We start from the raw sequence: 25,841 nt of genomic DNA on the forward strand, positions 1-25,841 counted from the left end.
CTAGCCGGGCTGGCAGGCTGGGCACCAGTACAGGTTCCGGCCCGCCAGCACCTGGTGCGCGATCGGCGTGCCACAGACGAGACAAGGCTGGCCGGTACGGCGGTAGACGTACACCTCACCGCCGTGCCGGTCCTGTCGCGGCGCCCGGCCGGTGACCTCCGGCAGGTGCTCGTCGGCGACCGTGTCGATGCGGCCGGTGCGCACGCCGTAGCGCATGAGCGTCACCAGGTCCGCCCACATTTCCTTCCACAGCACGGAATCCAGCGACTTTCCCGGCAGCATCGGCGCGACGCCGTGCCGGAACAGCAGCTCCGCGCGGTACACGTTCCCGACGCCGGCGACCACCGCCTGGTCCATCAGCAGCGCCGCCAGCGACGTCCGGGACGACGAGATCCGCTCGAAAGCCTGGTCCGGCTTGGCATCCCGGCGCAGCGGGTCCGCACCCAGCCGCGCCTTGATCGCGTCGACCTGGTCCGGATTCAGCAGCTCACAACGGTTCGGGCCGCGCAGGTCCGTCCACTGTGTACTCCCGATGAGCCGCATGCGGACCTGCCCCACGGGCGCGGGCGCCGGCAGCGTTCCTTCGGTGAAGGTCCCGTAGAGCCCGAGATGGATGTGCACCGTCCCGGCGTCGTAGCGGTGGAACAGGTGCTTGCCGTACGCCTCGGCCCTGACCAGCACCCGTCCGTCCACAGTGGACGCGTCGGTGAACTTGCCCTGCGGGCTGCTCACCTCGACCGGCTTGCCCGCGTACCGCCGCTGGTGCAGGCGAGCAAGCCGGTGGAGGGTGTGGCCTTCCGGCATCAGGCAGGCAGCGCGGGCGGGACGCCGGTGGTCTCGTAGTCCAGCAACTGCTGCACACGCCGGGCGTGCCGCTCCTCCGGCGACACCGGGGTGGCGAGGAAGGTGTCGACGATCGCGGTGGCCTCTTCGAGCGTGTGCATCCGCGCGCCGATGCCGATCAGCTGGGCGTGGTTGTGCTCGCGGGCCAGCTGGGCGATCTCCGGCTTCCAGGCCAGCGCCGCGCGGGCGCCCTTCACCTTGTTCGCGGCGATCTGCTCGCCGTTGCCCGAGCCGCCGATGACGATGCCGAGGCTGCCCTCGTCCGCCACCACGCGCCGGGCGGTCTCGACGCAGAACGCCGGGTAGTCGTCGGCCGCGTCGTAGACGGCCGGGCCGATGTCGGTGACCTCGTGACCCTGGCCCTTCAGATAGGCCACCAGGGCGTTCTTCAGCTCGAAACCGGCATGGTCGGATCCCAAGTAGACACGCACGGGCTGGAGTCTGCCATCCCGGTCCGGCAGGGGCATGCTCTGGGTATGGCGCGGTGGATCGAGCTCGGCGAAGGCGTGTTCGCGCGGCGGTACGAGCATCTCGACCAGACGCTCGGACTCGTCGTGGGCGCCGAGCGGTGCCTCGTCGTCGACACCGGTGGCGACGAGGTCCAGGGCGCCGAGTTCGCCGCCATCCGGGAGATCAGCACGCTGCCGTGGCTGGTCGTGCTGACGCACGCGCATTTCGACCATCACTTCGGCACGAAGCCGTTCCTGCCGTGCCCGGTCTGGGCGCACGAACGGTGCGAAGCCGCGATGGGCGCGGACCGCGACGAGTGGGTGGAGACCTTCCACCGCGAGCACAAGCACGTGCTCGCCGAGCGGCTCGTGGAAGCCGAACTCGTCCCGCCCACCCACACGCTCACCGCCGAGGTCACGCTGGACCTCGGGGGCCGCATCGTGACGCTGCTGCACCCCGGGCCCGGCCACACCGACCACGACGTCGCGGTCGACGTGCCCAGCGCCGGCGTGCTGTTCGCCGGTGACCTCGTCGAGCAGGGCGCGCCGCCGGAGGTCGGGCATCCCACGGACTGGCCGCGGGCGGTCGACCGGCTGCTCGCCCGGGGCCCGGGCACGATCGTGCCCGGGCACGGCGAACCCGTCGACGCCGCCTTCGTCCGGCGGCAGCTCGTCAGGAGAAGTTGAGATCCCCGGTACGGGTGCGCTTCAGCTCGAAGAAGTCCGGGTACGAAGCCAGCGCGCGGGCGCCGTCGAACACCTTCAGCGCGTCTTCGCCGCGCGGGATCGAGCTGAGCACCGGGCCGAAGAAGGCGACACCGTCGATGTGGATGGTCGGCGTGCCGACGTCCATGCCGACCGGGTCCATGCCCTCGTGGTGGCTCTTGTGCAGCGCCTCGTCGTAGTCGGTGGAATCCGCCGCCGCGGCGAGGTCGGCCGACGCGCCGACCGCTTCCAGCGCCTGCTTGAGCACCGTCGGCACGTCCTTGTTGTTCTGATTGTGGTACCGGGTGCCGAACTCGGTGTAGAAGTCCCGCAGCACGCTCTGGTCGCGGGACTGGGCCAGCGCGACGGCGACCCGGACCGGGCCCCATGCCCTGTCCATCAAGGCCTGGTACTGCTCGGGCAGGTCGCGGCCGGAGTTGAGGATCGCGAGGCTCATCACTTTGAACCGCAGGTCGAGATCGCGGTGCTTCTCGACCTCGAGGATCCAGCGCGAGGTGATCCAGGCGAATGGGCAGACCGGGTCGAAGTAGAAATCGACGCGAGTGCGATCGGGCATCACAGTTCTCCCTATAGGTCAGTTGCCAACCACGCCAACAGCTTTCGTGTTCCGCTTGTTCCCCCGGTCATCCGTGATTGGATGACGAGACAAACCATCACGCCCATCGCTAGTGCTACGAGGTGCCTGTGCCCGCCCCAAACCTGACCCGCGACCAAGCCAAAGAGCGTGCGGACCTGCTGGAAGTCGAGTCCTACGACATCGTCCTCGACCTGACCGATGGTAACGGCGGTCCCGGGGAGAAGACGTTCGACTCGACCACCACGATCCGGTTCTCCAGCGCCCGGCCCGGCGCGGGCTCGTGGATCGACATCGTGGCCGAGCGGGTGCGGGCCGCGACGCTCAACGGAAGCGAGCTGGACGTGTCCGGCTACGTCGAGGACGACGGCGTCGCGCTGCCGGAGCTGGCCGCGGCCAACGAACTGGTCGTGCGCGCCGACTGCCGGTTCATGAACACCGGCGAGGGCCTGCACCGGTTCGTCGACCCGGTCGACGACGCGGTCTATCTGTACACCCAGTTCGAGACGGCGGACGCCAAGCGGATGTTCGCCTGCTTCGACCAGCCCGACCTGAAGTCGGTGTACCGGTTGACCGTGATCGCGCCGAACGACTGGAAGGTCGTCTCCAACGCGCGAGTGGAGTCCACCGAGAAGACGCCGGAAGGCGCCACGAAGACGGTGTTCGCGACGTCGGAGCGCATTTCGACGTACCTGGTGGCGCTGGTCGCCGGCCCGTACGCCGAGTGGCACGACCAGTACACCGACGAGCACGGCACGATCCCGCTCGGCATCTACTGCCGCGCCTCGCTCGCCGAGCACATGGACGCCGAGCGCCTGTTCACCGAGACCAAGCAGGGTTTCGGCTTCTACCACAAGGCGTTCGCCACGCCGTACCCGTTCTCCAAGTACGACCAGCTGTTCGTGCCGGAGTTCAACGCGGGCGCGATGGAGAACGCCGGCGCGGTCACGTTCCTCGAGGACTACGTGTTCCGCAGCCGGGTCACCCGCTACTCCTACGAGCGCCGCGCCGAGACGCTGCTGCACGAGATGGCGCACATGTGGTTCGGCGACCTGGTCACCATGCGCTGGTGGGACGACCTGTGGCTGAACGAGTCGTTCGCGACGTTCGCGAGCGTGCTGGCGCAGGCCGAGGCGACCGAGTACGCGCACGCGTGGACCAGTTTCGCCAACATCGAGAAGTCCTGGGCCTACCGCCAGGACCAGCTGCCCTCGACGCATCCGATCGCGGCCGACATCGTCGACCTGCAGGCGGTCGAGGTGAACTTCGACGGCATCACGTACGCCAAGGGCGCGAGCGTACTCAAGCAGCTGGTGTCCTACGTGGGGCTGGACAACTTCCTCGCCGGGCTGCGGGTGTACTTCGGCAAGCACGCCTGGGGCAACGCGACTCTGGCCGATCTGCTCGCGGCACTGGAGCAGGCCTCGGGCCGGGACCTGTCCGGCTGGAGCGCGCAGTGGCTGGAGACCACGGGCCTCAACTCGCTGCGCGCGCGCTTCGACACCGACGGCGAGGGGCGGTTCACGTCGTTCGCGGTGGTCCAGACCGGAGCCAGGCCGGGTGCCGGTGAGCTGCGTACGCACCGGATCGCGGTCGGCGTCTACGACGACGTCAACGGCAAGCTGGTCCGGGTCGAGCGGGTCGAGCTGGACATCGAGGGCGAGGTCACCGAGGTGCCGGACCTGATCGGCGCCCCGGCCGGCAAGTTGGTGCTGGTCAACGACGACGACCTCACCTACTGCACGATGCGGCTCGACACCGGTTCGCTGACCACGCTCGTCGACCGGATCGCCGACATCACCGAACCGCTGCCGCGCACGCTGTGCTGGTCGGCGGCGTGGGAGATGACCCGGGAGGCCGAGCTCAAGGCGCGGGACTTCGTCGCGATCGTCTCGCACGGGATCCACGCCGAGACCGAACTCGGTGTCGTGCAACGGCTTCTGCTGCAGGCGCAGACGGCGCTCAACTCCTACGCGGAGCGGGCCTGGGCGAACGAGCGCGGCTGGCCGGAGCTCACCGCGCGGCTGCTGGGGCTGGCGCGCGACGCCGAGCCTGGTTCGGACCACCAGCTGGCGTTCGTCAACTCGCTCGCCGGCTCGGTGCTCGACGAGGAGCAGCTCGGCGTGCTCGCCGGGTGGTTCGACGGCACGGCGCCGCTGCCGGGCCTGACCGTCGACGCGGACCTGCGCTGGCGGCTGCTGAATGCCTTGGTGGCACACGGAAAAGCCGGTGACACCGAGATCGATGCCGAGCTGGCCCGGGACGACACCGCGACGGGCCGGCGGCGCGCCGAGCACGCGCGGGCGCTGCGGCCGACGCCGGAGGCCAAGGCGGAGGCGTGGCAGCGCGCGGTCTACGATGACGAGCTGCCCAACGCGATCAGCAACGCGATCGTCGGCGGTTTCTCGCATCCGGGCCAGAAGCACCTGCTGGGCGAGTACGTCGGGCAGTACTTCGGGGTGATCGGCGAGGTGTGGCAGCGGCGCTCCAGCGAGCGGGCGCAGTCGGTGGTCGTCGGGCTGTTCCCGGCGTGGGCCGTCGATCAGTCCACTGTGGACGCCGCCGACGAGTGGCTCGCCGCGGAGCGGCCGGCCGCGCTGCGGCGCCTGGTGTCGGAAGGGCGAGCCGGTATCGTCCGCGCGCTGGCGGCCCGGGAGTTCGACGAGAGCTGAGAACAAGAACAGCCGGCGTCCCGCGTGGGAGGCCGGCTGTTCTGTCGCTGGAAGATTCAGGCCGGGGCGTGACCCGCCTGGTCGGCGAGCATGCGCAGGCCGGAGACCAGGCCGCCGACGAGGTCGCCCTCCTTGAACGAGGCGACCATGCTCATCACGGCGAGCTTCGCGGCCCGGTCCGGCAGGCGGTGGAACGCCTCCGCGCCGGTGACGACCTCGACGACGCGCTCGCCGGGCGACACGGCGATCAGCACCGAGTCGGGCGCGGTGTCGCCGATCGACGCGTGCAGCTTCTCGGCCGATTCGCGGGTGTCCCCGCCGAGCTCGCCCAGGTACACGCTGAAGTCGATGCCCGTCTCGCGGCTCGCCAGCGTCAGCGCCTCGTCGAGGCGCGCCAGCTGGGGCACGCTGAACGGGACGGTCGGCTTCGTCTCTTCGTACATCTTGGCGACCGAACGGCGTCCGGTGGACAGGACGCCGACGCCGAACTCCTCCGGCTCGCCGGCCGCGTGCCGGGGCGCGACCCCGGACTCGGACTGCTGGACCAGCTCACCAGCTGCCACGGGCACCTCCCACTGCCGTCCCCGACGTCTCGCCGGAGGTCACCTGACGATGTGCACCGATACCCTCGGGGTTGCCGCTCCACCAGATCGGCGGATACTCCCAGGGCTGACCCGGCCGGTATCGCGGAGTCCCGGCGAACTTCGAACGCAATGTCACCAGCGCGACGACGCCGTAGATAGCCGCCGGAATCAGCGCGAAGACCAGGATCGTCTGGACGATGCTCACGCCCTGAACTTTAGCCGATGGGCCGCCGGCACCCGGTGGCCGCCCGATGACCATGCCGGGACCGTTCGTCGTATGGCGGCCGCCGTCCGCCGTGTGCCGACCTTCGGTTCACGCGTAGGGCCGAATGGCCCTTGCGCGAAAGGTGGCAACTCACCGTGCGGCCGGCCGCACTCAACGCTATTGGCTTGTCCCCAGCGTGAAATCCTCGTAGTTTTTCACCTGTACGGGCCTTGCGCCCCGCTCCCCTACCCGCCGAGTAACGCCCTGGGTCCCCGGAGGACAGATCATGACCATCACCCTTTCCCTCGCTCAGCCCAACGCCGACCACACTGAGTCACTGATCGACACGCTGGAGAACCGCGGCACCCGGGTTACCCGCGGTACGAGGGTGACCGCCGGCACCCGCGTCACCAGGGGCACCCGTGTGACGCGCGGCACCAGGGTCACCGCGGGCACGAGGGTCACGCGCGGCACTCGCGTCACCCGGGGCACCCGCGTCACGGCCGGCACCCGCGTCACGCGTGGCACCCGGGTCACCCGCGGCACGCGCGTCACCTGCGGCACCCGCGTCACCGCCGCCTGAAACCGGACTCCGGGCACCAGAAAGGCCCCGGCCGCGAGACGAACGGCCGGGGCCCCGGTGTGTGTTCAGGCAGCTACGCCCAGGTAGGGCCGCCACAACGGGTCCGCCTCGCCGCTGTGCACGAGGAGGCGCCAATGCGGGCCGTGCGGCGCGGTCGGCACGACGCGCAGATGCCAGCCCAGCTCCGACAGGAGCCGGTCGGCCTTGCGGTGGTTGCACTTCGCGCAGCAGGCCACGCAGTTCTGCCAGCTGTGCGGTCCGCTCCGGCTGCGCGGTATGACATGGTCGATCGTGTCGGCCCGCCCGCCGCAATAAGCGCAGCGATACCGGTCCCGGTGCATCAGTCCGGCGCGGGTCAGCGGCACCTGCGCGCGGTAGGGCACCCGGACATAGGTCGACAGGCGGATCACCGAGGGCACCGGCAGCGACACCGTGGCCGCGTGCAGGGTCAGCCCGGCAGGATCGCCGTGCACCACGTCGGCTTTGCCACACATGACGAGCACCACAGCGCGCCGCAGGGGCAGCGCCGTCAGCGGCTCGTAAGTGGCGTTGAGCAGGAGAACTCGCCGCCGCCCCCAGCTCGTGGGGGCCATACCGACCGCCGGGTCCCGCCCTCTACGCTGTCCGGGCGGGCGGGCAGTCCGCCCGCCGCCGCGCGAAGGTGGCCCACTGGCATGGTGGCCGCTGGGAGCGGCCCCGCCCGGATAGGCACACAGGACTACCTCCGGCGCCGGTTCGGCCACGGGATTGTGGTCGTCGGCGCCGGGAGGGTTCGGTTGTCGGTCTGGCACTCGACCACCTCCACCGGTGCAGCCATAGTCGACCACAGATCACACCGGAAATGCACCTGTGTTAGAAGACGTGTCCTGTGACATCCGTCGGACGTTCATGTGAACGAGGGCACAAAACGCGAGAAAGGGACCCCGTAGCTCCGTGAACTCGCTGCTGACCGAGACCCCGACCTGCATCAGCGACCAAGCCACCTGGTGTTTCGAGGTGTACCGGGTCACACACAACGAATGGCTGGCGGCATCGGCGGGCTGGCTGATCGCCAAGCCCCTCAAGATCGTCGTCATCGTGCTGTTCGCGGTCCTGATCAAGCTCGTCGTGCGCAAGATCATCGACCGGGTGACCGAGATCCCCCGCAACAACAACCGCCGGCTGCCCGCGCTGCTGCGGCCGCTGCGCGAGCGTGCGCCGGACCTGCTCGGCCCGGCCGTCGTCGAGCGGCGCCGCCAGCGCGCGAAGACGATCGGCTCGGTGCTCAAGTCACTGGCGTCGTTCATCATCTACGGGCTCGCGTTCATCCAGGTACTCGGCGAGCTGGGGCTCAACCTCGGGCCGATCATCGCGTCCGCCGGCATCGTCGGTGTCGCGCTCGGCTTCGGCGCGCAGAACCTGGTCAAGGACTTCCTGTCCGGGATGTTCATGATGCTCGAGGACCAGTACGGCGTCGGCGACGTGATCGACATCGGGTCGGCCACCGGCACCGTGGAATCCGTCGGCCTGCGCATCACGACGCTGCGTGATGTGAAAGGCACCGTCTGGTATGTGCGCAACGGCGAAGTGCTGCGGGTCGGCAACTCCAGCCAGGGCTACGCGAACGCCGTGGTGGACGTGCCGCTCGTCTACACCGCGGACGTCGACCGTGCCCTCGACGTGCTCGCCGCGAGCGCGATCGCCGCGGTGTCCGCGGAGCCGCTGTCCGGCGACGTGCTGGAGCCGCCGGAGGTGCTGGGCGTGGAGACCGTCACACCGGAGGGCATGACGATCCGGGTGACGGTGAAGGTCCGGCCCGGCCGGCAGTGGTCGGTACAGCGCGTGCTGCGGGCCAAGGTGATCTCCGGACTCGAGGAGGCCGGGTTCGACCCGCCGATGGGCCGGTTCATCGGTCAGGCGGGAACGGCACAATAGAAGCGTGTCCGAACCAGAACCGCCGTCCTTCTACGACGCCGTCGGCGGCGAGCCGACGTTCCACAAGATCATCGCCCGGTTCTACGCCGAGGTGGCGACCGACGAGGTGCTGCGCCCGCTTTATCCCGAGGAGGATCTCGGCCCGGCCGAGGAGCGGCTGCGGCTGTTCCTCATGCAGTACTGGGGTGGCCCGCACACCTACTCCGACCGCCGCGGCCACCCGCGGCTGCGGATGCGGCACGCGCCGTTCAAGATCGGCCCGATGGAACGGGACGCGTGGCTGCGGGCGATGCGCATCGGTGTGGACGAGGCGCAGCTGCCGCCCGAACTTGACCGGCAGCTGTGGCAATACCTTGAGATGGCCGCGCAGAGCATGATGAACAGCTGGGTCTGACGGGTCTCAGAACAGGAGCGGCAGCAACGCCTGGCGGCGCCGCAGCACCGCGCCGTAGCGCGCGTCGAGGCGTAGCCAGGAGCTGGTCGCCGTCACGCGGACCACGTCGCCGGCGATCGCCGAGTCCGCGAAACCCATACCCGACAACGCGAACAGGCAGCGCATCGGGATCTTGACCTGCGGCCCGTCATCGCCGCTGACCGTGAGCACCGTCTGGTCCATCAGCGACGCGGGCGGCGTGCCGTGCGGGCCGGCGTTCTCCCGCGCGAGCGTGACACCCCGGTCGGTCAGCTCACCGACGACCTCGACGGGCAGGTCGTCCACCTGCTGCCACTGACCGCCGGCGGGGAGTTCCGCGTGCCACAGCAGATCCCTGGCCGGGCCCGGGTCCATCCGCTCGCCGGGCGCGACGGTGAGCGCCGCGAGCAGCTCGTTGCCCGACACCGTCACGTCGCGCGGCGTGATCTGCCCGTGCACCGCGCGCGTGGCCAGCACCTCGAAGGGCGTCACCACCCAGGCCTCGACGACTTGGGCGTCCCGGTTGCGCAGCCGCACCGCGCACTGCCCGTCGAGCCGGACCGCGCGCGCGACGAACGCGCTGAGCGTCTCGCGGTCGGCGGCGTCCGGGACGTGCAGCTCGGTGGTCCGGGTCTGGGTGCTTTCAGTCATCCGCCAGTCTCTCCCGCAGGAATTCTCGCTCGGCGCCGGTGAACCGCCGCGGCCGTCCGGTCGAGACGTCGTACGGCGCGATCAGGGTGTCCGCGACGACCGCCACCCCGTTCTCGGTGGACGGTCCACTGTAGACATTGTAGTCGAGCGTCAGCGAGGCGAACTTCAAGTCCCGCAAGGATATCTCGACCCGCAGCTCCTGCGAGTCCGCCACGACCGGCGCCCGGTAGTGCACCGACAGCTTGACCACGACCATGCCCTTGGCGAACTCGTCGAGCCCGTAGCGCTTCGCCTCGCTGAACACCAGCGGCACCCGGGCCTCTTCGAGCAGCGTCACCATGCGCGCATGGTTGACGTGCCCGAACAGATCCATGTCCGACCAGCGCGGCCGGACCATCGCGACGTACACCCGGTTACCTCACCGTGCTCCTGAGCTGGCGTGCGGCGACCGACAGCGTCGCCAGGTCCAGCCTGCCCGACTGGCCGATCTCGTCGAGCGTCACCCTGGCCCGCGCCAGCCGCGAGGAGTTCGCCTTCTCCCACTGCGCGATCTTCTCGTCGGCGGAATCCTCGGGATCGCTGTGGCGCAAGGCATCCAGGGTGATCGTCCGCAGCGACGAGTACACGTCGTCGCGCAGCGAAAGCCGGGCGAGGGCGTGCCAGCGGTTGCCGCGTTCGAGCGCGCTGATGGAGGTCAGCAGCCGGTCGACATTCAGATGCGCGGACAGCGCGTAGTACAGCTCGGCGGTCTCCCGCGGGCTGCGCTCGGTGTCGACCCTGGCCTCCCGCTCGGCGAGCTCGGTGACCTCGATGATGTCGAGCAGGCCGTAGGCGTCCAGCAGCAGCGTGACCTTGTGCGCCAGCGGGAGCGGGCAGCCCTCGGCGCAGAACCGGTTCGTCCGCTCCGCGACGGCCTCGGCTTCGCGGCCGCGCAGCAACCCGCCGACCTTCGGCGCCAGTGCCGCGACGGCCGCGCCGAACCGGCTGATCTCCGCGCCGACGGCCAGCGGCTGCGGCCGGTTCGCGAGGAACCAGCGCGCGGCCCGGTCGAGCAGGCGCCGCGACTCGAGCATCATCGTGTCGGTGATGGCCGTGGGTACTTCGTTGTCCAGCTCGTGGATCGCCTGCCACAGCGAGTCGAGCCCGAACACCCGGGTGACCACCGTGTACGCCCGCACCGCATCGGTCGCGGTGGCGTTCATCTCCTCGGCGAGCCGGTAGGCGAAGGACACCCCGGCCCCGTCGACAACCTCGTTGACGAGCATCGTCGCGATGATCTGGCGGCGCAGCGGGTGCTCGGCGACCAGCTGGCCGTAGCGTTCCCGCAGCGGCTTCGGGAAGTACTCGGGCAGCCGGCGCGCGAACACCTCGGCGTCGGGCAGCTCGCTGGCGAGCAGCTCGTCCTTCAGTTCGAGCTTCACGTGCGCGAGCAGCGTCGCCAGCTCCGGCGAGGTCAGGCCCTGCTGTGCTTTTTCCCGTGCGCGGAACTCGGGCTCACTCGGCAGTGCTTCCAGCTCGCGGTCGAGCGCGCCCGCGGATTCCAGCGCCTCGATCTGGCGTTCGTGCACGCCCAGCATCGCGGGCGCGTGCGCGCGGCTGATGCCGAGCACGGAGTTCTGGTGGTAGTTGTCCGCGAGCACCAGATCGCCGACCTCGTCGGTCATCTCGTGCAGCAGGGCGTTGCGCTGCTCGCGGTCGAGCTGCCCGGCGGCGACGAGGTGGTCGAGGAAGATCTTGATGTTGACCTCGTGGTCGGAGCAGTCCACCCCGGCCGAGTTGTCCAGCGCGTCGGTGTTGATCTTGCCGCCGGCCCGGGCGAACTCGATCCGGCCGAGCTGGGTGAGCCCGAGGTTGCCGCCCTCGCCGACGACCTTGACGCGCAGGTCGCCGCCGTTGACGCGCACCGCGTCGTTGGCCTTGTCGCCCGCGTCGGCGTGCGTCTCCTGCCCCGCCTTGACGTACGTGCCGATCCCGCCGTTCCACAGCAGGTCGACCGACGCGAGCAGGACCGCCTTGATCAGCTCGGCCGGGGACAGGTGCTCGATGTCCTCGGCGAGGCCGAGCGCGCGGCGCACCTGCGGCGTGATCGGGATCGTCTTGTCGCTGCGCGAAAAGATGCCGCCGCCCTCGCTGATCAGCGAGCGGTCGTAGTCCTCCCACGACGAACGCGGCAGCGCGAACAGCCGCTTCCGCTCACCGAAGGAAGCCGCGGCGTCCGGGTCCGGGTCGAGGAAGATGTGCAGGTGGTTGAAGGCGGCCACCAGCCGGATGTGCTCCGAGAGCAGCATCCCGTTGCCGAACACGTCGCCGGCCATGTCCCCGATGCCGACGACGGTGAAGTCCTCGCGCTGGGTGTCGACGCCCAGCTCCCGGAAGTGCCGCTTGACGCTCTCCCAGGCGCCGCGGGCGGTGATGCCCATGGCCTTGTGGTCGTAGCCGACGGAACCGCCGGAGGCGAACGCGTCCCCGAGCCAGAACTCGTAGCTCGCCGCGACCTCGTTGGCGATGTCGGAGAACGTCGCCGTGCCCTTGTCCGCGGCGACGACCAGGTACGTGTCGTCGGCGTCGTAGCGGACCACGTTCTTCGCCGGTCCGGTGCGGCCCTCGACCCGGTTGTCGGTCAGGTCCAGCAGGCCCGAGATGAACATCCGGTAGCAGGCGATGCCCTCGTTCAGCTGCGCCTCACGGTCGACCCCCGGGTCGCCGGTCGGCGCGGGCGGCCGCTTGACCACGAACCCGCCCTTCGCGCCCACCGGCACGATGACGGCGTTCTTCACGGCCTGCGCCTTGACCAGCCCGAGGATCTCGGTGCGGAAGTCCTCACGGCGATCCGACCAGCGCAGCCCGCCTCGCGCGACCGCGCCGAAACGCAGGTGCACGCCCTCGACGCGCGGCGAGTACACGAAGATCTCGAACTTCGGCCGCGGCTCCGGCAGGTCCGGCACGTTCTTCGGGTCCAGCTTGAACGACAGGAACGGGCGCAGGTTCCCGTCGTTGTCGGTGACGAGATAGTTGGTGCGCAGCGTCGCGGAGATGACCGCGAGCAGGCGGCGCAGGATGCGGTCCTCGTCGAGGCTCTTGACCTCGTCGATCATCTCGGCGATCTCGCCGACGAGCACGTCGGCCTGCGAGTCCAGTTCCGGGTCGGTGCTCAGGTCGAAGCGGTGCTCGAACAGGTCGAGCAGCTTCGTGGCGATGTCGGTGTGCGCGAGCACGGCGGACTCGATGTACTCCTGCGAGTACGGCGTGCGCGCCTGGCGCAGGTACCGGGCGTAGGCGCGCAGCACCGAAGCCTGCCGCCAGGTCAGTCCCGCGCGCAGCACGAGCGAGTTGTAGCCATCGACCTCGCAGTCACCCCGCCACGCGGCGGCGAACGCGTCCTGGAAGCGCACCCGCAGGTCCCGCTCGGCCTCCTCGGTCAGCTCGTCGAGGAAACGCTGGCTGATCCGGAGCCCGAAGTCGTAGATCCACCACCGGGCGCCGTCTTCACGGTGCAGCTCGTACGGCCGCTCGTCGACGACCTCCACGCCCATCCGCTGCAGCACCGGCAGCACGGCGGTGAGCGTGACGCCCTCGCCGAGCAGGTAGAGCTTGAACCGCCGCTCCCCCGGCTCGGCGTCCTCCGGCACATAGAAGCAGATCGTCAGGTCCTGCTCGGTGCCCAGGGACTGCAAGCGCCGCAGGTCGGCGAGCGCGTCCGCAGCGGCGAAGTCCTCCTTGTACGACTCGGGAAACACGCTGGCGCAGCGCTGGCCCAGTTCGGTCGCGGACTCCTCGCCGAGCGAGCCGGCGGCCGGACCGCTCTCGCGCCGCTCCGCGAGGATCGCCTCGACCATCAGGTCGTCCCAGCTGCGCACGGCCTCGTTCAGGCGTTCCTGGATGTGCAGGGTGTCCGGCTCGACGCGGCGGCGGTTCGGGTCGGTGTGCACGGTGTAGTGGATCTGCGCGAGCGCGGTCTCGCCGACCCGGGTGCCGTACTCCAGGTTCGTGCCGTCGAGCTCGTCGAGCAGCACCTCCTGCATCGCCAGCCGGGTGCGGGTGGTGTACCGGTCGCGGGGCAGGAACACGAGGCAGGAGTAGAAGCGGCCGTAGGGATCGCGGCGTAGGAACAGGCGCAGGCGGCGGCGATCGGACAGCGTGATGGCGCCGATCGCGGTGGAGTACAGCGAATCCCGGTCGGCGGAGAACAGGTCGGCGCGCGGCCAGTTCTGCAGGACTTCGAGCATCCGCTGCCCGGAGAACGACTCCATCGGATAGCCGGCGCGGTGGATGACGTCGCGCACCTTCTGCGAGACCACGGGGATGTCGAGGACGTCCTCGTGCAGCGCGCTGGTGGTGAACATGCCGAGGAAGCGGTCTTCTCCCGTGACGGCGCCGTGCTCGTCGAATGTGCGGACGCCGACGTAGTACGGGTAGACCGGCCGGTTCACGGTCGAGGGGGCGCTCGCCTGGGTCAGTACGAGCGGCTCGGACCGGAGGGCGTCGGACGCGGCGTCGGGGCCCTTGGTGAGGCTGCGTGCGGCGAGGTTGTCGTGCCGGAGCACGCCGAGGCCGGCGGCGAGCGACGGGCGCATCGCGGGGCCGTCGTCCCCCGGTTGGCCCTCGGCCAGTTCGTAGTGCCGGTAGCCGAGGAAGGTGAAGTGCCCGTTGGCGAGCCATTCGAGGAGTTCGCCGGTCGCTTTTTCCGTCGGCCGGGACGCGACGTCGAGGGCCGCGTGCACCATCTTGTCGGTGTCCTCGACGACTTCGCGCACGTCGGCGAGGACGGAGGTCAGGTGTGTCTCGAGCTCGCGGGCGCGGTTCGGGTCGGTGATGAGGTCGATCTCGACGTACATCCACGACTCGACGGCCGCGCCGGTGGGCGGCTGGCCGGCGTCGGCGGTCGGGTGGATCTCGAGGAGCTTGCCGGTGATGTCGCGGCTGACGACGACGATCGGGTGCACGAGGCGGTGCACCTGGATACCGTCGCGGGTGAGCTTCGCGGTGACCGAGTCGACCAGGTAGGGCATGTCGTCGGTGACGATCTGCACGACGGTCGCGTCGCGGGTCCAGCCGTCCTCGGCGGTGGTGGGGTTGAGGAGGCGGACGCCGGGCCGGCCGGGCGCGCGCTGGGCGGCGAACTGGTTGTGGGAGCGGACGGCGCCGACGAGGTCGACGGGGTTGTCGCCGAGGACTTCTTCGGCGGGCAGGTGGCGGTAGTAGAGGCGGATGAGGTCGGCTGTGTCAGGGGCGTACACGGCGGCGGCTTCGATCAGGTCGTCCCGGATCTGCTCAGGACTGGCCGGCGGCCGTTGAAGGTCATCGCGTCCGGAGGCCACACCAGGACGGGACGAAACACCTGTCGAGCTCATTTCAGGTAACTCTCCACTGAGCATTGATCACGCGATCACGCCGAACAGATCCACCATAGTGCGCCCTTTCGGCCGGCTTTCCCGGATGGCCGTACATCGATCCCCGCCGCCGATGCTAAAACTCGCGGAGGTTCTCAAGGTGGACGATGAGCAGGCGGTTTTGGTGTTTGACGGGCAGTCTCGGGCGACAGTGAGCCTGCTCTCGTCGAGGGTCGCGTGCTTCCCGGGAGCGCCTCGCCGGGCACGGCTGGTGCTCGACCGCTGATGGCCGGTGATCGTCCGGCGCCCGTTGTGGCGGCGGGCAGTGGTTAGTGAACGTTCGACGCCCGCCGTAGCGGCGGGCCCCGGTCAGTGATCAATTGACCGCCCGCTGTGGCGGCGCCGCGCGTAACGGGCGGCCGCGCCTGCGGCGCTGGGGTGTCTGCGGCGCCCTTCGCCAGCGCCTGCCGCCACGGCCTGTCCGCGGCGCCTTCGCCAACGCCTGCAGTTGGGGCGGTGCGTGGTCGGCGGCATGCGTGGCTATGCCGGGTCAGCGACCGCTTGGCGCCTGCGGCCGTGGCCTGTCCCCAGCGCTTTCGCCAACGGCGCCGATTATGGCGGTGCGTGGTCGGCGGCGTGCGCGGCTATGCCGGTCGCCGACCACTTGGCCCGTGCGGCTGTGCCTACGATCGGCGGCGTCGGCGGCCATGGCGGTCAATGGTCGCCGTTGTGGTGACCGTTCGCCGGTGGTTCGCCGTTGCGGCCGTGCCCGTTGACGGTGCGACGGTCGTCGGCGGACTGGTTCCCCAGGCGTTTCACGAGCGCGGCCGCGCTGGACGTGCCCGCCTGGTGCTCGGCCAGCGCCCTCGCGAGGAGGTCGGCGAGCCCGGCGTCGGCGGGCAGGTCGTCGTCGAGCGGCGAGGTGTACTCACTACGGAACGGCTCGCCGAGGCCGCCGTCCTCGATGACCGGGGTGCTCGTGAAATGGGTCTCGTGCGACGCCGAGGTCGGAACGCCCTCAGAGAAGTCCTCGAACGGTTCCAGCGACGGCGGCAGCTTGAGCCGCGGCAGCCACGGATCGTTGATGACGAACGGATTCCCGTCGGCTTCCGCCTTGGCATCCCCCGACGGCGCGGTGTCGTGCGCGGCCGCCTGAGTGGAAGTGGACTCTGCCGAAGTCGTGTCGTGCGCAGTCGCCCCGACAGCGTGAGCGGACTCGGCCGCTGTGTCGCCTACGGTCGCCCCGATAACGTGAGCGGACTCCGCCGACGCTGTGTCGCGTGTGGTCACCCCGGCAGCGTGAGCATCGTTTGGCGCCCGATGGTGCGCGGTCGTCTCAGCGGCGGGAGCGGCATTCGATATCGCCTCGTCGGCCCGAGCACTATCCGGCGCTCGGTGGTGGGCCGCTGTCTCCAGGGTGCGAGCGACATCCGACGCAGCGGCCCGTGCAGCCGTCTCAGCAGCACGAGCGGTGTCCGGCGCTTCGCTGTCGCGATGGGACTCGCCCGCAGCGTGGTTGCGAGCGGAGCCTCCCGACTGGCCGTGCTGAGCCGCGTCCGTCCGCTTCTCACTCGACGTGGGAGCGGCTGGTTCGCTCACTCCCAAGGCTTCCGCCAGCTCCTGGCCCCACGAGAAGTCCGCACCCCGCGCCGGTGTCGCGCTCTGTACTGACTCCGCGCTGTGTCCCGAGCCCGCTGAGCCACCATTCCGCGGGGCCTCCGCCGATTGCGCGCTGTACGCACTCCGCATCGGTTCGGCGCGGTGTCCCGCGCCCCCCGAGCCACCGTTCCGCGGGGCTTGCGCCGACTCTGCACCCCGTGCCGGCTCCGCACTGTGCGCCGAGCCCGCCCCGTTCCGCGGAGTCTCGGCTGGCTCCGCGCTCGCGGCGAAACCTGCCGTACCCCCCTCCCGGCCCGAGTCTGCCGCCTCCGCGGCTGGACGCGACTCTCCAGAGTCGTCCGCGGCGCGGCGGCGGCCACCGCCGGAACCCGCCGAGATGCCCAGCCGGTCCAGGACCGATCGCGCGGCGACCGAGCCGTGGGTCGAATCGTGGCGGGTCGTCGCGCGGGCCTCTTCGTTGTCCGGCGCATCGCTCTTCGCCGCCGGCTTGCGTTCGGACGCAAGCGAAACCCGTGGCGCGGGCTCGTCGGCCGGTGGCGGTGCGAGCGGCAGGTCCGGCACAACGGACCGGTCGACGGGCACCGGGGCGAGCTTCACCACCGGCTTGGCCACCTCGACGGCACGCTTCGCCGCCGGTGCCGACGTTTCTTCGGCACGCCGCTTTCCGTTCACACTCGCCGGCCGCCGTTCACCGGCCGCCTCAACGATGCGCGGCAGAACCACTGTGCGCTCAGCCGCGGCAGGCTCGGACCGCACGTGCCCGCCCTGATCCGCGGCACGCGCGTCCTGTACCGCCGGGCGATGCGCGGCGGTCTTCCCGTTCCGCCCGGCCGAATGCCCGCCATTGGTCTCCGCGATGGCGGCAGGCGCCTGGGCAGCAGAGGGCGCGATCGCGGCGAGGACCTCATCCAGGTCCAGCGAGGCCTGACCACCGTTGCCGAACGCACCCGCGAGCAAACCCATCGCCTGCCGGCGAGAGCGCGCGTACAGGTGCTCGGCGGCCCGGCTCTGGTGCAGGCACTCGATGGCCTCCGACGAGCGGCCCAGCCGCTCCTCGACGTGCGCGAGCTCCGCCCACAGCCGTGACGTCAGCGCGTGCAGACCGTGGCGTTCGGTGCTGTACACCGCGTCCCGGAGCACGACCGCCGCCGCGTTCACCGAACCGGCGGGCAGCAGAACCCGCGTCGCCACCGCCATCCGGAGCCACCCCAACGGCGCGACCGCGGCAGCCCGCGGCGACTCGATCAGCACTGATTCCGCGATCTCCGCGGCGTTTTCGCTGTCGCCACGGTCGAGCAGCGAGCACACCAGCTGCAGGATCAGCCGCACCCGGACCACACCACCGTCGGTGCCCGGATCGTCGAGCTGGTCGAGCAGGCCCAGTCCGGTACGCGCGGCGTCGGCCGCGCCCATCACGTCGGCGTGGCGCCGGCGGTGTGCCGACATCGCGACCCGGACGAGCGCGCGACCAAGCAGCCGGTCGTCCCCGTCGAGGTCGTCGTCCGCGCCGCACAACCGGTCCGCCTCGGCCAGCATCCGGTCCAGCTCGGGCTTCCGCCCGAACTGCGACAGGCAGCCGACCAAGTGACACAGCGCCGCGGCCTTGGCCGCACCGGAGAATCCGGCGACACCGAGCGTCGGCCGCAGAGCGGCCAGCCCGGTCAGCGGCACCCCGGCGCTGCGCGCACAGACAGCGAGGTCCGTCCGCAACCTGGCAGCCAGCACCGTCTCACCGAGATCCTCCGCCGCGCGCAGGGCGGCGACGGCCCGGCCCACGGTCTCGGCCCGCAGCCCGAGCCGGACCCGGCCCGAAACGACCAGGCCCTCGGCGCGCACCCACAGCTTGTCCGACCCGGCGGACTCGGCGAGCGACGCGGCGCGCTCGCCGAAGACCACGGTCAGCTCCGGTGCACGCAGACCGAGCGCTGCCGCATGCCGCAGCAGGCTTTCGATCGCATAGTTCTCACCGCTGCCGGCCGCGTTCCAGCCGCCCACGCGTAACACGGGCGGGCTGGATCGGATGTGCTTGGTGGCTACCAATGGGGACTCCGCTTCAGTGTTCGGCTCAAGCGTGCTCGCGGACGCGCTCAGTCGCGCGTCAACTTGCGGTGAGTCACCCGGTGGGGCCGGGCCGCCTCCGCTCCCAGACGGTCGATCTTGTTGCTCTCGTAGCCCTCGAAGTTGCCTTCGAACCAGAACCACTTGGCCGGGTTGGCGTCGTCGCCTTCCCAGGCGAGGATGTGCGTGGCCACTCGGTCGAGGAACCACCGGTCGTGCGAGATGACCACGGCGCAGCCGGGGAACTGCTCGAGCGCGTTCTCGAGGGAGCCCAGGGTTTCCACGTCCAGGTCGTTGGTCGGCTCGTCCAGCAGGATCAGGTTCCCGCCGAGCTTCAGGGTCAGCGCCAGGTTCAGCCGGTTGCGCTCACCACCGGAGAGCACGCCTGCCGGCTTCTGCTGGTCCGGGCCCTTGAACCCGAACGCCGAGACGTAGGCCCGCGACGGCATTTCGGTCTGGCCGACGTGGATGTAGTCCAGCCCGTCGGACACGACCTCCCACACCGTCTTCTTGGGGTCGATCCCGGCCCGGTTCTGGTCCACATAGGACAGCTTGACCGTCTCGCCGATCTTGACCTCGCCCGCGTCGGGCTTCTCCAGCCCCACGATCGTCTTGAACAGCGTCGTCTTGCCGACACCGTTCGGGCCGATCACGCCGACGATCCCGTTGCGCGGCAGGTTGAACGAGAGGCCCTCGATGAGGGGCCGGTCGTCGAAGCCCTTGCCCAGATCGTCGGCCTCGACCACGACGCTGCCCAGCCGCGGGCCCGGCGGGATCTGGATCTCCTCGAAGTCGAGCTTGCGGTTGCGCTCGGCCTCCGTGGCCATCTCCTCGTAGCGGTCCAGACGGGCGCGGGACTTGGTCTGGCGCGCCTTGGCGTTGGAGCGAACCCAGTCGAGCTCGGTCTTGAGCCGCTTGGCGAGCTTCGCGTCCTTCTTGCCCTGCACCTCCAATCGTTCCCGCTTCTTTTCGAGATAGGTCGAGTAGTTGCCCTCGTAGCCGACGACCCGGCCGCGGTCGAGCTCCATGATCCATTCGGCGACGTTGTCCAGGAAGTACCGGTCGTGCGTGACCGCCAGGACCGCGCCCGGATACGAGGCGAGGAACTGCTCCAGCCACAGCACGCTTTCCGCGTCCAGATGGTTCGTGGGCTCGTCGAGCAGCAGCAGGTCCGGTTTGGACAGCAGCAGCTTGCACAGCGCGACCCGGCGACGCTCACCACCGGAGAGGTGCGTGACCGGCTCGTCCGGCGGCGGGCACCGCAGCGCGTCCATCGCCTGCTCGAGTTGCGAGTCCAGCTCCCAGGCGTCGGCGTGGTCCAGGTCTTCCTGGAGCTGGCCCATCTCCTCCATCAGCGCGTCGCTGTAGTCGGTGGCCATCTGCTCGGCGATCGCGTTGAAGCGGTCGAGCTTCACCTTGATCTCGCCGAGGCCCTCCTCGACGTTCCCGCGCACGGTCTTGTCCTCGTTGAGCGGAGGCTCCTGGAGCAGGATGCCGACCGACGCTCCCGGCTGGAGGAACGCTTCCCCATTGCTCGGCTGATCGAGCCCGGCCATGATCTTCAGCACGGTGGACTTGCCGGCACCGTTCGGACCCACGACGCCGATCTTGGCGCCGGGGTAGAACGCGGTGCTGACGTCGTCGAGGATGACCTTGTCCCCGACGGTCTTGCGCACCTTTTTCATGGTGTAGATGAACTCGGCCATGAGGTCGATCGTAGAGCCGTGCGTTACCCGGCCGAACGGCGGTCACCATCCAACGACCCAGCGTTACCCCCTGCTCACCGCGCGAACATCACTTGTCGCGGTGCGCTGACCTGCCTTCTCAGGACTGGAACCGGTTCCGAGATCGTCACGAGCCGCTCCCGCTCGATGAGTGCCCTTTTCGCCACCACCTCCCCTGCCCCGGCGACGAGCGTGCGAGCGGCCCTGACCGTGTCAAGCCGGCGCACCCGGCCGTCGACGTCTCAACCTCAGGTACAGACCGAGACTGCATCGCCCTCGTCTCCCTTCTCGTGTTCCGAACTCCTGCCGTGACACCAGCCTGGCCGGTTCGGAACGCTTCGGGGAAGAGGGAATTGTCCTGCTTGTGGACAACCGGGGGTATGTGGACAACCGCGGCTTACGCCTGCGGTTTGCCCTGATCCGCCATCTGCTTGAGCATCGCGTTGTAGGCGGCCAGATCCGCGTCGCCGCTCTGTTCCTCGCGACGGTCCGTGCGCTTCGCCTCGCGCTCGTCCGCCCGCGCCCACTGCACGAGCAGCGCGATCAGCACCAGCAACACGGGAAGTTCACCCGAAACCCAGGCGATCCCGCCGCCGAGTCGTTGATCCGCAAGCAGATCCGTCACCCACGGCAGGTTCAGCGACCGGTAGAACGACTCGCCGATCACGGTCTGCTTCGACATCAGGATCACGCCGAAAAAGGCGTGGAACGGGATCGCGGCGAACATCATGCCCAGCCGGCCGAGGTGCGGCAGCCGTCGTGGCGACGGGTCGATACCGATCACCGGCCAGTAGAAGATATAGCCCGTCAGCAGGAAATGCGCATTCATCACAAGGTGTGCCCAGTGATAGTTCAACGCGGCGTCGAACAGTCCGGAGAAGTACAGAACGTAGAACGAGCCAACGAAAAGCAACAGCGCGACAACCGGATGAGTGAGAATCTTCGCCAGCGGTGACTTGACGAACGCGAGCACCCACTCACGCGGCCCGGGCGGGGAATCCTTACCCGCCACGGGAAGCGCGCGTAGCGCGAGTGTCATCGGGCCACCCAGCACGAACAGCACCGGCGCGACCATCGACAGCAGCATGTGCACACCCATGTGGGCGCTGAACATCGCCGGCGAGTACCGCCCGAGTCCCGAGGACGTCGCGATCAGCAGCACCGCGCACGCGGCGAGCCACGACACCGTCCGGCCCACCGGCCACGGGTCGCCACGCCGGCGCAACCGCCGCACACCCGCGAGATACAGCCCGGCCAGCACGAGCGCGCCCGTTCCGTAGATCAGGTCGAACCGCCAGTCGAACAGCAGCCGCAGCACGGTCGGCGCACCGGGCAGGTCGTAGCCGATCAGCACCTCGGTCGCGGACGGCTGGGTCACCGCGTCCGCCGGCGGTGGCGTGCGGGCGAGCGCCGTCGCGATGCCCAGCGTCACGAACATGATCAGCAACTCGACCGCGGCCAGCCGCAGCAGTTGACCGCCGCCACGGCCGTCCACCAGCGACCGGACGCCGCGAGACCGTTGCTGCTGCCCGAAAACCCCCAGCACGAGCAGCGCCACGACCTTCGCGACCACCAGCAGGCCGTAGTCGGTGGTGAACAGGTCACCCAGCTCGATCCGGACCAGCGCATTGATCACGCCGGACAGTGCCATCACGATCCAGCACACGAGCGCCAGCTTCGAAAACCGGGTCGCGGCGAGCGTCAGGTGGTCGCCGCGCCGCCAGCCGTGCGCGAGCAGCGCGAACAGCCCGCCGACCCACAGCGAAGCGGCGATCAGGTGGTACAGCAGGCTGTTGGTCGCCATGTCGTGCGAGCCGCCGCTCGCGGAGTGACCGGTTACCGCGACCGGCACCAGGCCGGCGACGGAGACGAAGAACAGCACCGTGGCCCAGCCCCAGGACAGCGCGAGCCGGCAGCCCACCGCGACCACGAGCGCGATCGCCGCGGTGACCAGCCACGCCTTCGGCTGCTCGATCGCGTCGATCAGATCCAGCAGCACCACGGGCGAGAAGACCTCGGTGACCGGTTTGCCCGCGCCGTCCGCGGCGGTGAAGAACACCGAAGCCATCGCCGCGGCGAACCAGACCCAGGCCGCGATCCCGGCCGTCCGCAAGGCCGCGTACCCGTCGCGCGCGACCGTGCCGGATTCCTGCGGCGGCACCAGGAACGACGCGAGCAGCAGGGAGCCGACGCAGACGACCGAAGCCGCGTCCGCCAGCACGCGCACGACACCGAGGCCGTAATGCGTGACCACACCTGGATCGGGCAGCCCCGCGATGACGTAGGTGGCTCCGCCAGTGACCGCGACCAGGGCGACCGCGAGAACCGCGGCGAGGATCACACTGACCGCGAGCAGTGGCAGGACGCTGGTCTTGCGCCGGGAGGGGACTTCGAGCTCCACGGTACGAGAGTAGGCCCGGCTCAAGACGCGGCTGTGGCCGCGGTGACCTCGCGGTGACGTGCGCGACCTGCGCCGACGGCCGCGGGCGCGATCAACGCGGCGAGGAAACCGACCACGATGAAAGAAACGGACAACGTCGTCAGCTGGGCGAGCCCACCGATCACCGGTGGGCCGGCGAGAAAGCCGCTGTACGCGATCGTGGTGACGAACGCGATCTCGCGTTCCCCACCGCTGTCGTCGTCCCGCTTCCCGGCCGCGCCCGCTAGACCGAGCGCGATCGGGAACGACGCGGCCAGCCCCGCGCCGGCGAGACCGAATCCCGCGTACGCGAAGCCGGCGACCGGCACGACCGCGGCGACGACCAGCCCCAACCCGGCGAGCGCGGCTCCTGCGACCAGCGTCCGCGTCGCCCCGAAGCGGTTCTGGACCCAGGCGCCGCCCAGCCGCGTCAACGCCATCGTCAGCGAGAACCCGGAGAACGCGAGCGCGGCCGCCGCTTGGTCCACGTGTTGCACGGTGACCAGCAGCAACGCGGACCAGTCGGAACTGGCACCCTCCGCGACCGCGGAGCACAACGCGATCGCCGCGAGCAGCCACAGCACGGGCCGGCGGATGGGGGCCACACGTGCCGCTGGCCGCGTCTGTTCCGCGCGCGGCGCCGACCGGGGAAGGCCGGGCAGCACGATCAGCAACGCGACCAGGATGACGACGGCCGCGACGACGAAATGCCGCAACGGGGACCAGTGCTGCGAGGCCGCGAGACCCGCCGCGGCGGATCCGATGAGACCGCCGAAGCTGAACCCCGCGTGGAAGACCGGCATGATCGCGCGCCCGGCGCGCCGCTCGACACCGACCGCGGCGATGTTCATCGACACGTCCAGCGCACCGACCGACGCGCCCAGGCCGAACATGACAAAACCGAGCGCGACCACCGAACCGGCGGCACCCACGAAGGGCAGGATCACGCAGGACAGCAGTGTCGAGGCGACGATCGCGGCGCGGGCGCCGAACCGCTCGACGAGATGCCCGGACATCGACGCGGCAATCACCATCCCGATGCTCGCGCCGAGCAGCGCCAGGCCCAGCGAACCCGGTGCGGCGTGCAGCCGTTCCGCGAGCGCGGGGACGCGGGGCGCCCAGGTCCCGTAGACCGCGCCGTTGAGCCCGAACACCACGAACACCGCGGCCCGGTTGCCGACCATCGCGCCCACCTCCTTGCTCCACCTTGACTTAAGCGCTTCAGAAAGTCCAGCTGTTTACACTGGCCCAATGACAGGTCGGCGACGCCCGACGCTCGACGACGTCGCCGACGCCGTCGGCGTCTCCCGGGCAACCGTGTCCAACGCGTACAACCGCCCGGACCAGCTTTCGGCCCAGCTGCGCGAAGAAGTGCTGCGCGCGGCGAAGCGGCTCGGATACACCGGACCGAACCCGATCGCGCGCAGCCTCGCGACGAAACGCACCGGCGCCATCGCGTTCATGCTGGACGCTGGCCTGTCCGCGGCGTTCTCCGATCCGGCACTGTCGATCACCCTGGACGCGCTCGCCGCCACGGTCGATCCCGAAGGACACGCGCTGCTCCTGCTGCCGGGCGGGGACAACGGCGGTCCGCGCGCGGACCGGGTGCTGGCCGCGCAGGCGGATCTCGCGGTCGCCTACGCGCTCGCCGACGGGGCGCCCGCGCTGCGCGCCGTCCGGCAGCGGCGGCTGCCCCTGGTGGTGATCGACCAGCCGTTCGTTGCCGGGGCCGCGCGGGTGGGCACGGACGATCGGGGCGGGGCGGTCGCCGCCGCCCGGCACCTGCTCGAACTCGGGCACCGGAGGTTCGGAATCCTTTCCGCCCAATGCCTTTCGGCGCCGCGGGGTGGTCCGTTGACCGCCGACGAGGCCGCGCGGTCGCTGTTCCGCGACAACCGGGAACGGCTCGGCGGCTATCTCGACACGCTACGCGAGGCTGGCGTGTCCGGTGACGACGTGCCGATCTGGGAAGTGTCAGGGCTTTCGCGGGAGCACGCGATGGTCGCCGCGACCGCGCTGCTCGACCGGCCGTCGCCACCGACGGCGTTGCTGTGCATGTCCGACGAGCTGGCGCTGGGCGCGATCACGGCCGCGAAGGAGCGAAGGCTGTCCGTTCCGGACGACCTGTCCATCGTCGGTTTCGACGACACCCAGGCCGCACGCTGGTCGGAGCCGCCGCTAACGACGGTCCACCAGGACTTGGTACGCAAGGGAAAGCTGGCCGGCGAGCTCGTGCTGCATCTGCTCGCCGGGCATCGTGCCCCGGCGCCGACCACTTTGGACGTCGAACTGATCGTCCGCGGATCGACCGCGCCCGCGCACTAGCAGACGGTTCTCGCCCCCACAACGGATTCTGCGGAATTGTGGACAACGATGGCCCGATCGAGGGAACGAAATCTACTTATCCACAGAAGTAAAAATGCCTGCTGACATTCGCTTGCCGAACCGCCATTGTTGAGTTCGTCAGCGCCGCGGCAGTCAGCCGGGCCACCATTCTCCAGGGGAGAGAAACATGAACCTGCGTGCATATCTGCCGCGAATCTTCGTTATCGCCACGCTCGGCCTGCTGGCCGGGTCAGGAGTCGCGCAGGCGGACCCGGGACGCCCCGAGAACAGCTGTGAGCGGGGCGAGTTCTGCGTGTGGACCGGCGAGGCCTACGCCGATGTCATGCAGCGCATCGATTTGCGTACGGCCAATCCGGAGGAATGTCTGGTGCTCCCCGGCGAGGTCGAAGCCAGATCGTTCGTCAACCAGCTGGACCGGGACGTCACGGTGTACCAGGACGCCGAATGCACGACCGAAGGCGATTTCACCACCTATCCAGGACACGGCACTTTCGTTCCCCGGGCGCCATTCGTGGTGCGCGCGGTGAAGATCTGGGACATGGCCTAGCCCCTGGTGTTCTGACGTGGCGGCCGGCCGCCGCTCCTGGGGACTCACTGTCCGGTGGCCGAGCCGTCCTGGGGCCGTTCTCCCTGGACGGCCCCTGCCCGCGGGTGCACCGCACCGCCCCAGTTTCCACGGTGCACCCGCGGGTTTCCCAAGCCTCGACCGGACTTCGCGTGTGGACCTTCGC

20 protein-coding genes are annotated in these 25,841 nt (G+C 69.9%); 7 read left to right on the top strand and 13 right to left on the bottom strand.

All coding sequences use genetic code 11. The annotated features are described in order from the left end of the window. Entirely contained in the window at positions 1-804 is an 804-nt protein-coding gene (locus tag LOZ83_RS24505; protein ID WP_236793908.1) for an Fpg/Nei family DNA glycosylase, read from the bottom strand. After that, entirely contained in the window at positions 804-1,274 is a 471-nt protein-coding gene (locus LOZ83_RS24510; protein ID WP_236793910.1) for a ribose-5-phosphate isomerase, read from the bottom strand. Before LOZ83_RS24510 ends, LOZ83_RS24505 begins: the two co-directional genes overlap by 1 nt. Before the next feature lie 45 nt (positions 1,275-1,319). Here LOZ83_RS24510 and LOZ83_RS24515 point away from each other — a divergent pair, with 45 nt between their 5' ends. After that, on the top strand, positions 1,320-1,979 hold the full coding sequence (locus tag LOZ83_RS24515; RefSeq protein WP_236793912.1) for an MBL fold metallo-hydrolase: 660 nt from the start codon (positions 1,320-1,322) through the stop codon (positions 1,977-1,979). Here LOZ83_RS24515 and LOZ83_RS24520 read toward each other — a convergent pair. Continuing rightward, positions 1,966-2,574 carry a DsbA family protein gene (locus LOZ83_RS24520; RefSeq protein WP_236793914.1) on the bottom strand — a complete coding sequence of 203 codons (609 nt, stop codon included), beginning with the start codon at positions 2,572-2,574 and terminating at the stop codon, positions 1,966-1,968. The two genes, LOZ83_RS24515 and LOZ83_RS24520, sit on opposite strands and share 14 nt — an antisense overlap. A 128-nt stretch (positions 2,575-2,702) precedes the next feature. Between LOZ83_RS24520 and pepN the strand changes: the two genes are divergently transcribed. Further along, positions 2,703-5,264 (top strand): aminopeptidase N, encoded by a 2,562-nt coding sequence (gene pepN, locus LOZ83_RS24525; RefSeq protein ID WP_236793915.1) that lies wholly within the window; start codon positions 2,703-2,705, stop codon positions 5,262-5,264. A gap of 56 nt (positions 5,265-5,320) precedes the next feature. On the opposite strand, the gene LOZ83_RS24530 is transcribed toward pepN, so the two are convergent. Both LOZ83_RS24530 and LOZ83_RS24535 read right to left on the bottom strand, forming a co-directional pair. After that, positions 5,321-5,827 (bottom strand): DUF5130 family protein, encoded by a 507-nt coding sequence (locus LOZ83_RS24530; protein ID WP_374202704.1) that lies wholly within the window; start codon positions 5,825-5,827, stop codon positions 5,321-5,323. Then, positions 5,814-6,053 (bottom strand): hypothetical protein, encoded by a 240-nt coding sequence (locus tag LOZ83_RS24535; RefSeq protein ID WP_236793917.1) that lies wholly within the window; start codon positions 6,051-6,053, stop codon positions 5,814-5,816. The genes LOZ83_RS24530 and LOZ83_RS24535 overlap by 14 nt, the downstream gene beginning before the upstream one ends. A 286-nt stretch (positions 6,054-6,339) precedes the next feature. Between LOZ83_RS24535 and LOZ83_RS24540 the strand changes: the two genes are divergently transcribed. Beyond that, entirely contained in the window at positions 6,340-6,636 is a 297-nt protein-coding gene (locus LOZ83_RS24540) for a hypothetical protein (protein WP_236793919.1), read from the top strand. A 65-nt stretch (positions 6,637-6,701) separates the two neighbouring features. On the opposite strand, the gene LOZ83_RS24545 is transcribed toward LOZ83_RS24540, so the two are convergent. After that, a complete protein-coding gene (locus LOZ83_RS24545; protein ID WP_308190294.1) occupies positions 6,702-7,229 on the bottom strand; it encodes an HNH endonuclease in 528 nt (175 codons plus the stop codon). A gap of 340 nt (positions 7,230-7,569) precedes the next feature. Between LOZ83_RS24545 and LOZ83_RS24550 the strand changes: the two genes are divergently transcribed. Both LOZ83_RS24550 and LOZ83_RS24555 read left to right on the top strand, forming a co-directional pair. Further along, the gene (locus LOZ83_RS24550) at positions 7,570-8,550 is read left to right on the top strand and encodes a mechanosensitive ion channel family protein (RefSeq protein ID WP_236793923.1); all 981 of its coding nucleotides are present in this window, start codon (positions 7,570-7,572) and stop codon (positions 8,548-8,550) included. A 4-nt stretch (positions 8,551-8,554) separates the two neighbouring features. After that, positions 8,555-8,944, top strand: coding sequence for a globin (locus LOZ83_RS24555; RefSeq protein ID WP_236793925.1), 390 nt, complete (start codon positions 8,555-8,557; stop codon positions 8,942-8,944). A 6-nt stretch (positions 8,945-8,950) separates the two neighbouring features. Here the strand turns inward: LOZ83_RS24555 and LOZ83_RS24560 are convergent, their stop codons facing one another. The 7 genes from LOZ83_RS24560 to LOZ83_RS24590 form a co-directional block, all read right to left on the bottom strand. Beyond that, a complete protein-coding gene (locus tag LOZ83_RS24560) occupies positions 8,951-9,613 on the bottom strand; it encodes a hypothetical protein (protein WP_236793927.1) in 663 nt (220 codons plus the stop codon). Continuing rightward, entirely contained in the window at positions 9,606-10,022 is a 417-nt protein-coding gene (locus tag LOZ83_RS24565) for a thioesterase family protein (protein ID WP_236793929.1), read from the bottom strand. The genes LOZ83_RS24560 and LOZ83_RS24565 overlap by 8 nt, the downstream gene beginning before the upstream one ends. A 4-nt stretch (positions 10,023-10,026) precedes the next feature. Further along, the gene (locus tag LOZ83_RS24570; protein WP_236793931.1) at positions 10,027-14,964 is read right to left on the bottom strand and encodes an NAD-glutamate dehydrogenase; all 4,938 of its coding nucleotides are present in this window, start codon (positions 14,962-14,964) and stop codon (positions 10,027-10,029) included. 693 nt (positions 14,965-15,657) lie between these two features. Further along, the gene (locus LOZ83_RS24575; RefSeq protein ID WP_236793933.1) at positions 15,658-18,567 is read right to left on the bottom strand and encodes a hypothetical protein; all 2,910 of its coding nucleotides are present in this window, start codon (positions 18,565-18,567) and stop codon (positions 15,658-15,660) included. An 83-nt stretch (positions 18,568-18,650) separates the two neighbouring features. Further along, positions 18,651-20,327: an energy-dependent translational throttle protein EttA gene (gene ettA, locus LOZ83_RS24580; RefSeq protein ID WP_236793935.1), complete on the bottom strand. Its 1,677-nt coding sequence runs from the start codon at positions 20,325-20,327 to the stop codon at positions 18,651-18,653. 415 nt (positions 20,328-20,742) lie between these two features. Then, positions 20,743-22,746, bottom strand: coding sequence for a cytochrome c oxidase assembly protein (locus LOZ83_RS24585; protein ID WP_236793937.1), 2,004 nt, complete (start codon positions 22,744-22,746; stop codon positions 20,743-20,745). 20 nt (positions 22,747-22,766) lie between these two features. Then, positions 22,767-23,948, bottom strand: a complete 1,182-nt coding sequence (locus LOZ83_RS24590) for an MFS transporter (protein ID WP_236793940.1) — start codon at positions 23,946-23,948, stop codon at positions 22,767-22,769. Positions 23,949-24,015: 67 nt separating this feature from the next. On the opposite strand from LOZ83_RS24590, the gene LOZ83_RS24595 reads away from it, so the two are divergent. Continuing rightward, positions 24,016-25,089, top strand: a complete 1,074-nt coding sequence (locus tag LOZ83_RS24595; RefSeq protein WP_236793942.1) for a LacI family DNA-binding transcriptional regulator — start codon at positions 24,016-24,018, stop codon at positions 25,087-25,089. 187 nt (positions 25,090-25,276) lie between these two features. Then, complete coding sequence (locus tag LOZ83_RS24600) at positions 25,277-25,657, top strand: peptidase inhibitor family I36 protein (RefSeq protein ID WP_236793944.1); 381 nt, start codon at positions 25,277-25,279, stop codon at positions 25,655-25,657. Positions 25,658-25,841: the final 184 nt, after the last annotated feature.

The organism is Amycolatopsis sp. GM8 (assembly GCF_021653975.1).
Taxonomy (GTDB): domain Bacteria; phylum Actinomycetota; class Actinomycetes; order Mycobacteriales; family Pseudonocardiaceae; genus Amycolatopsis_E.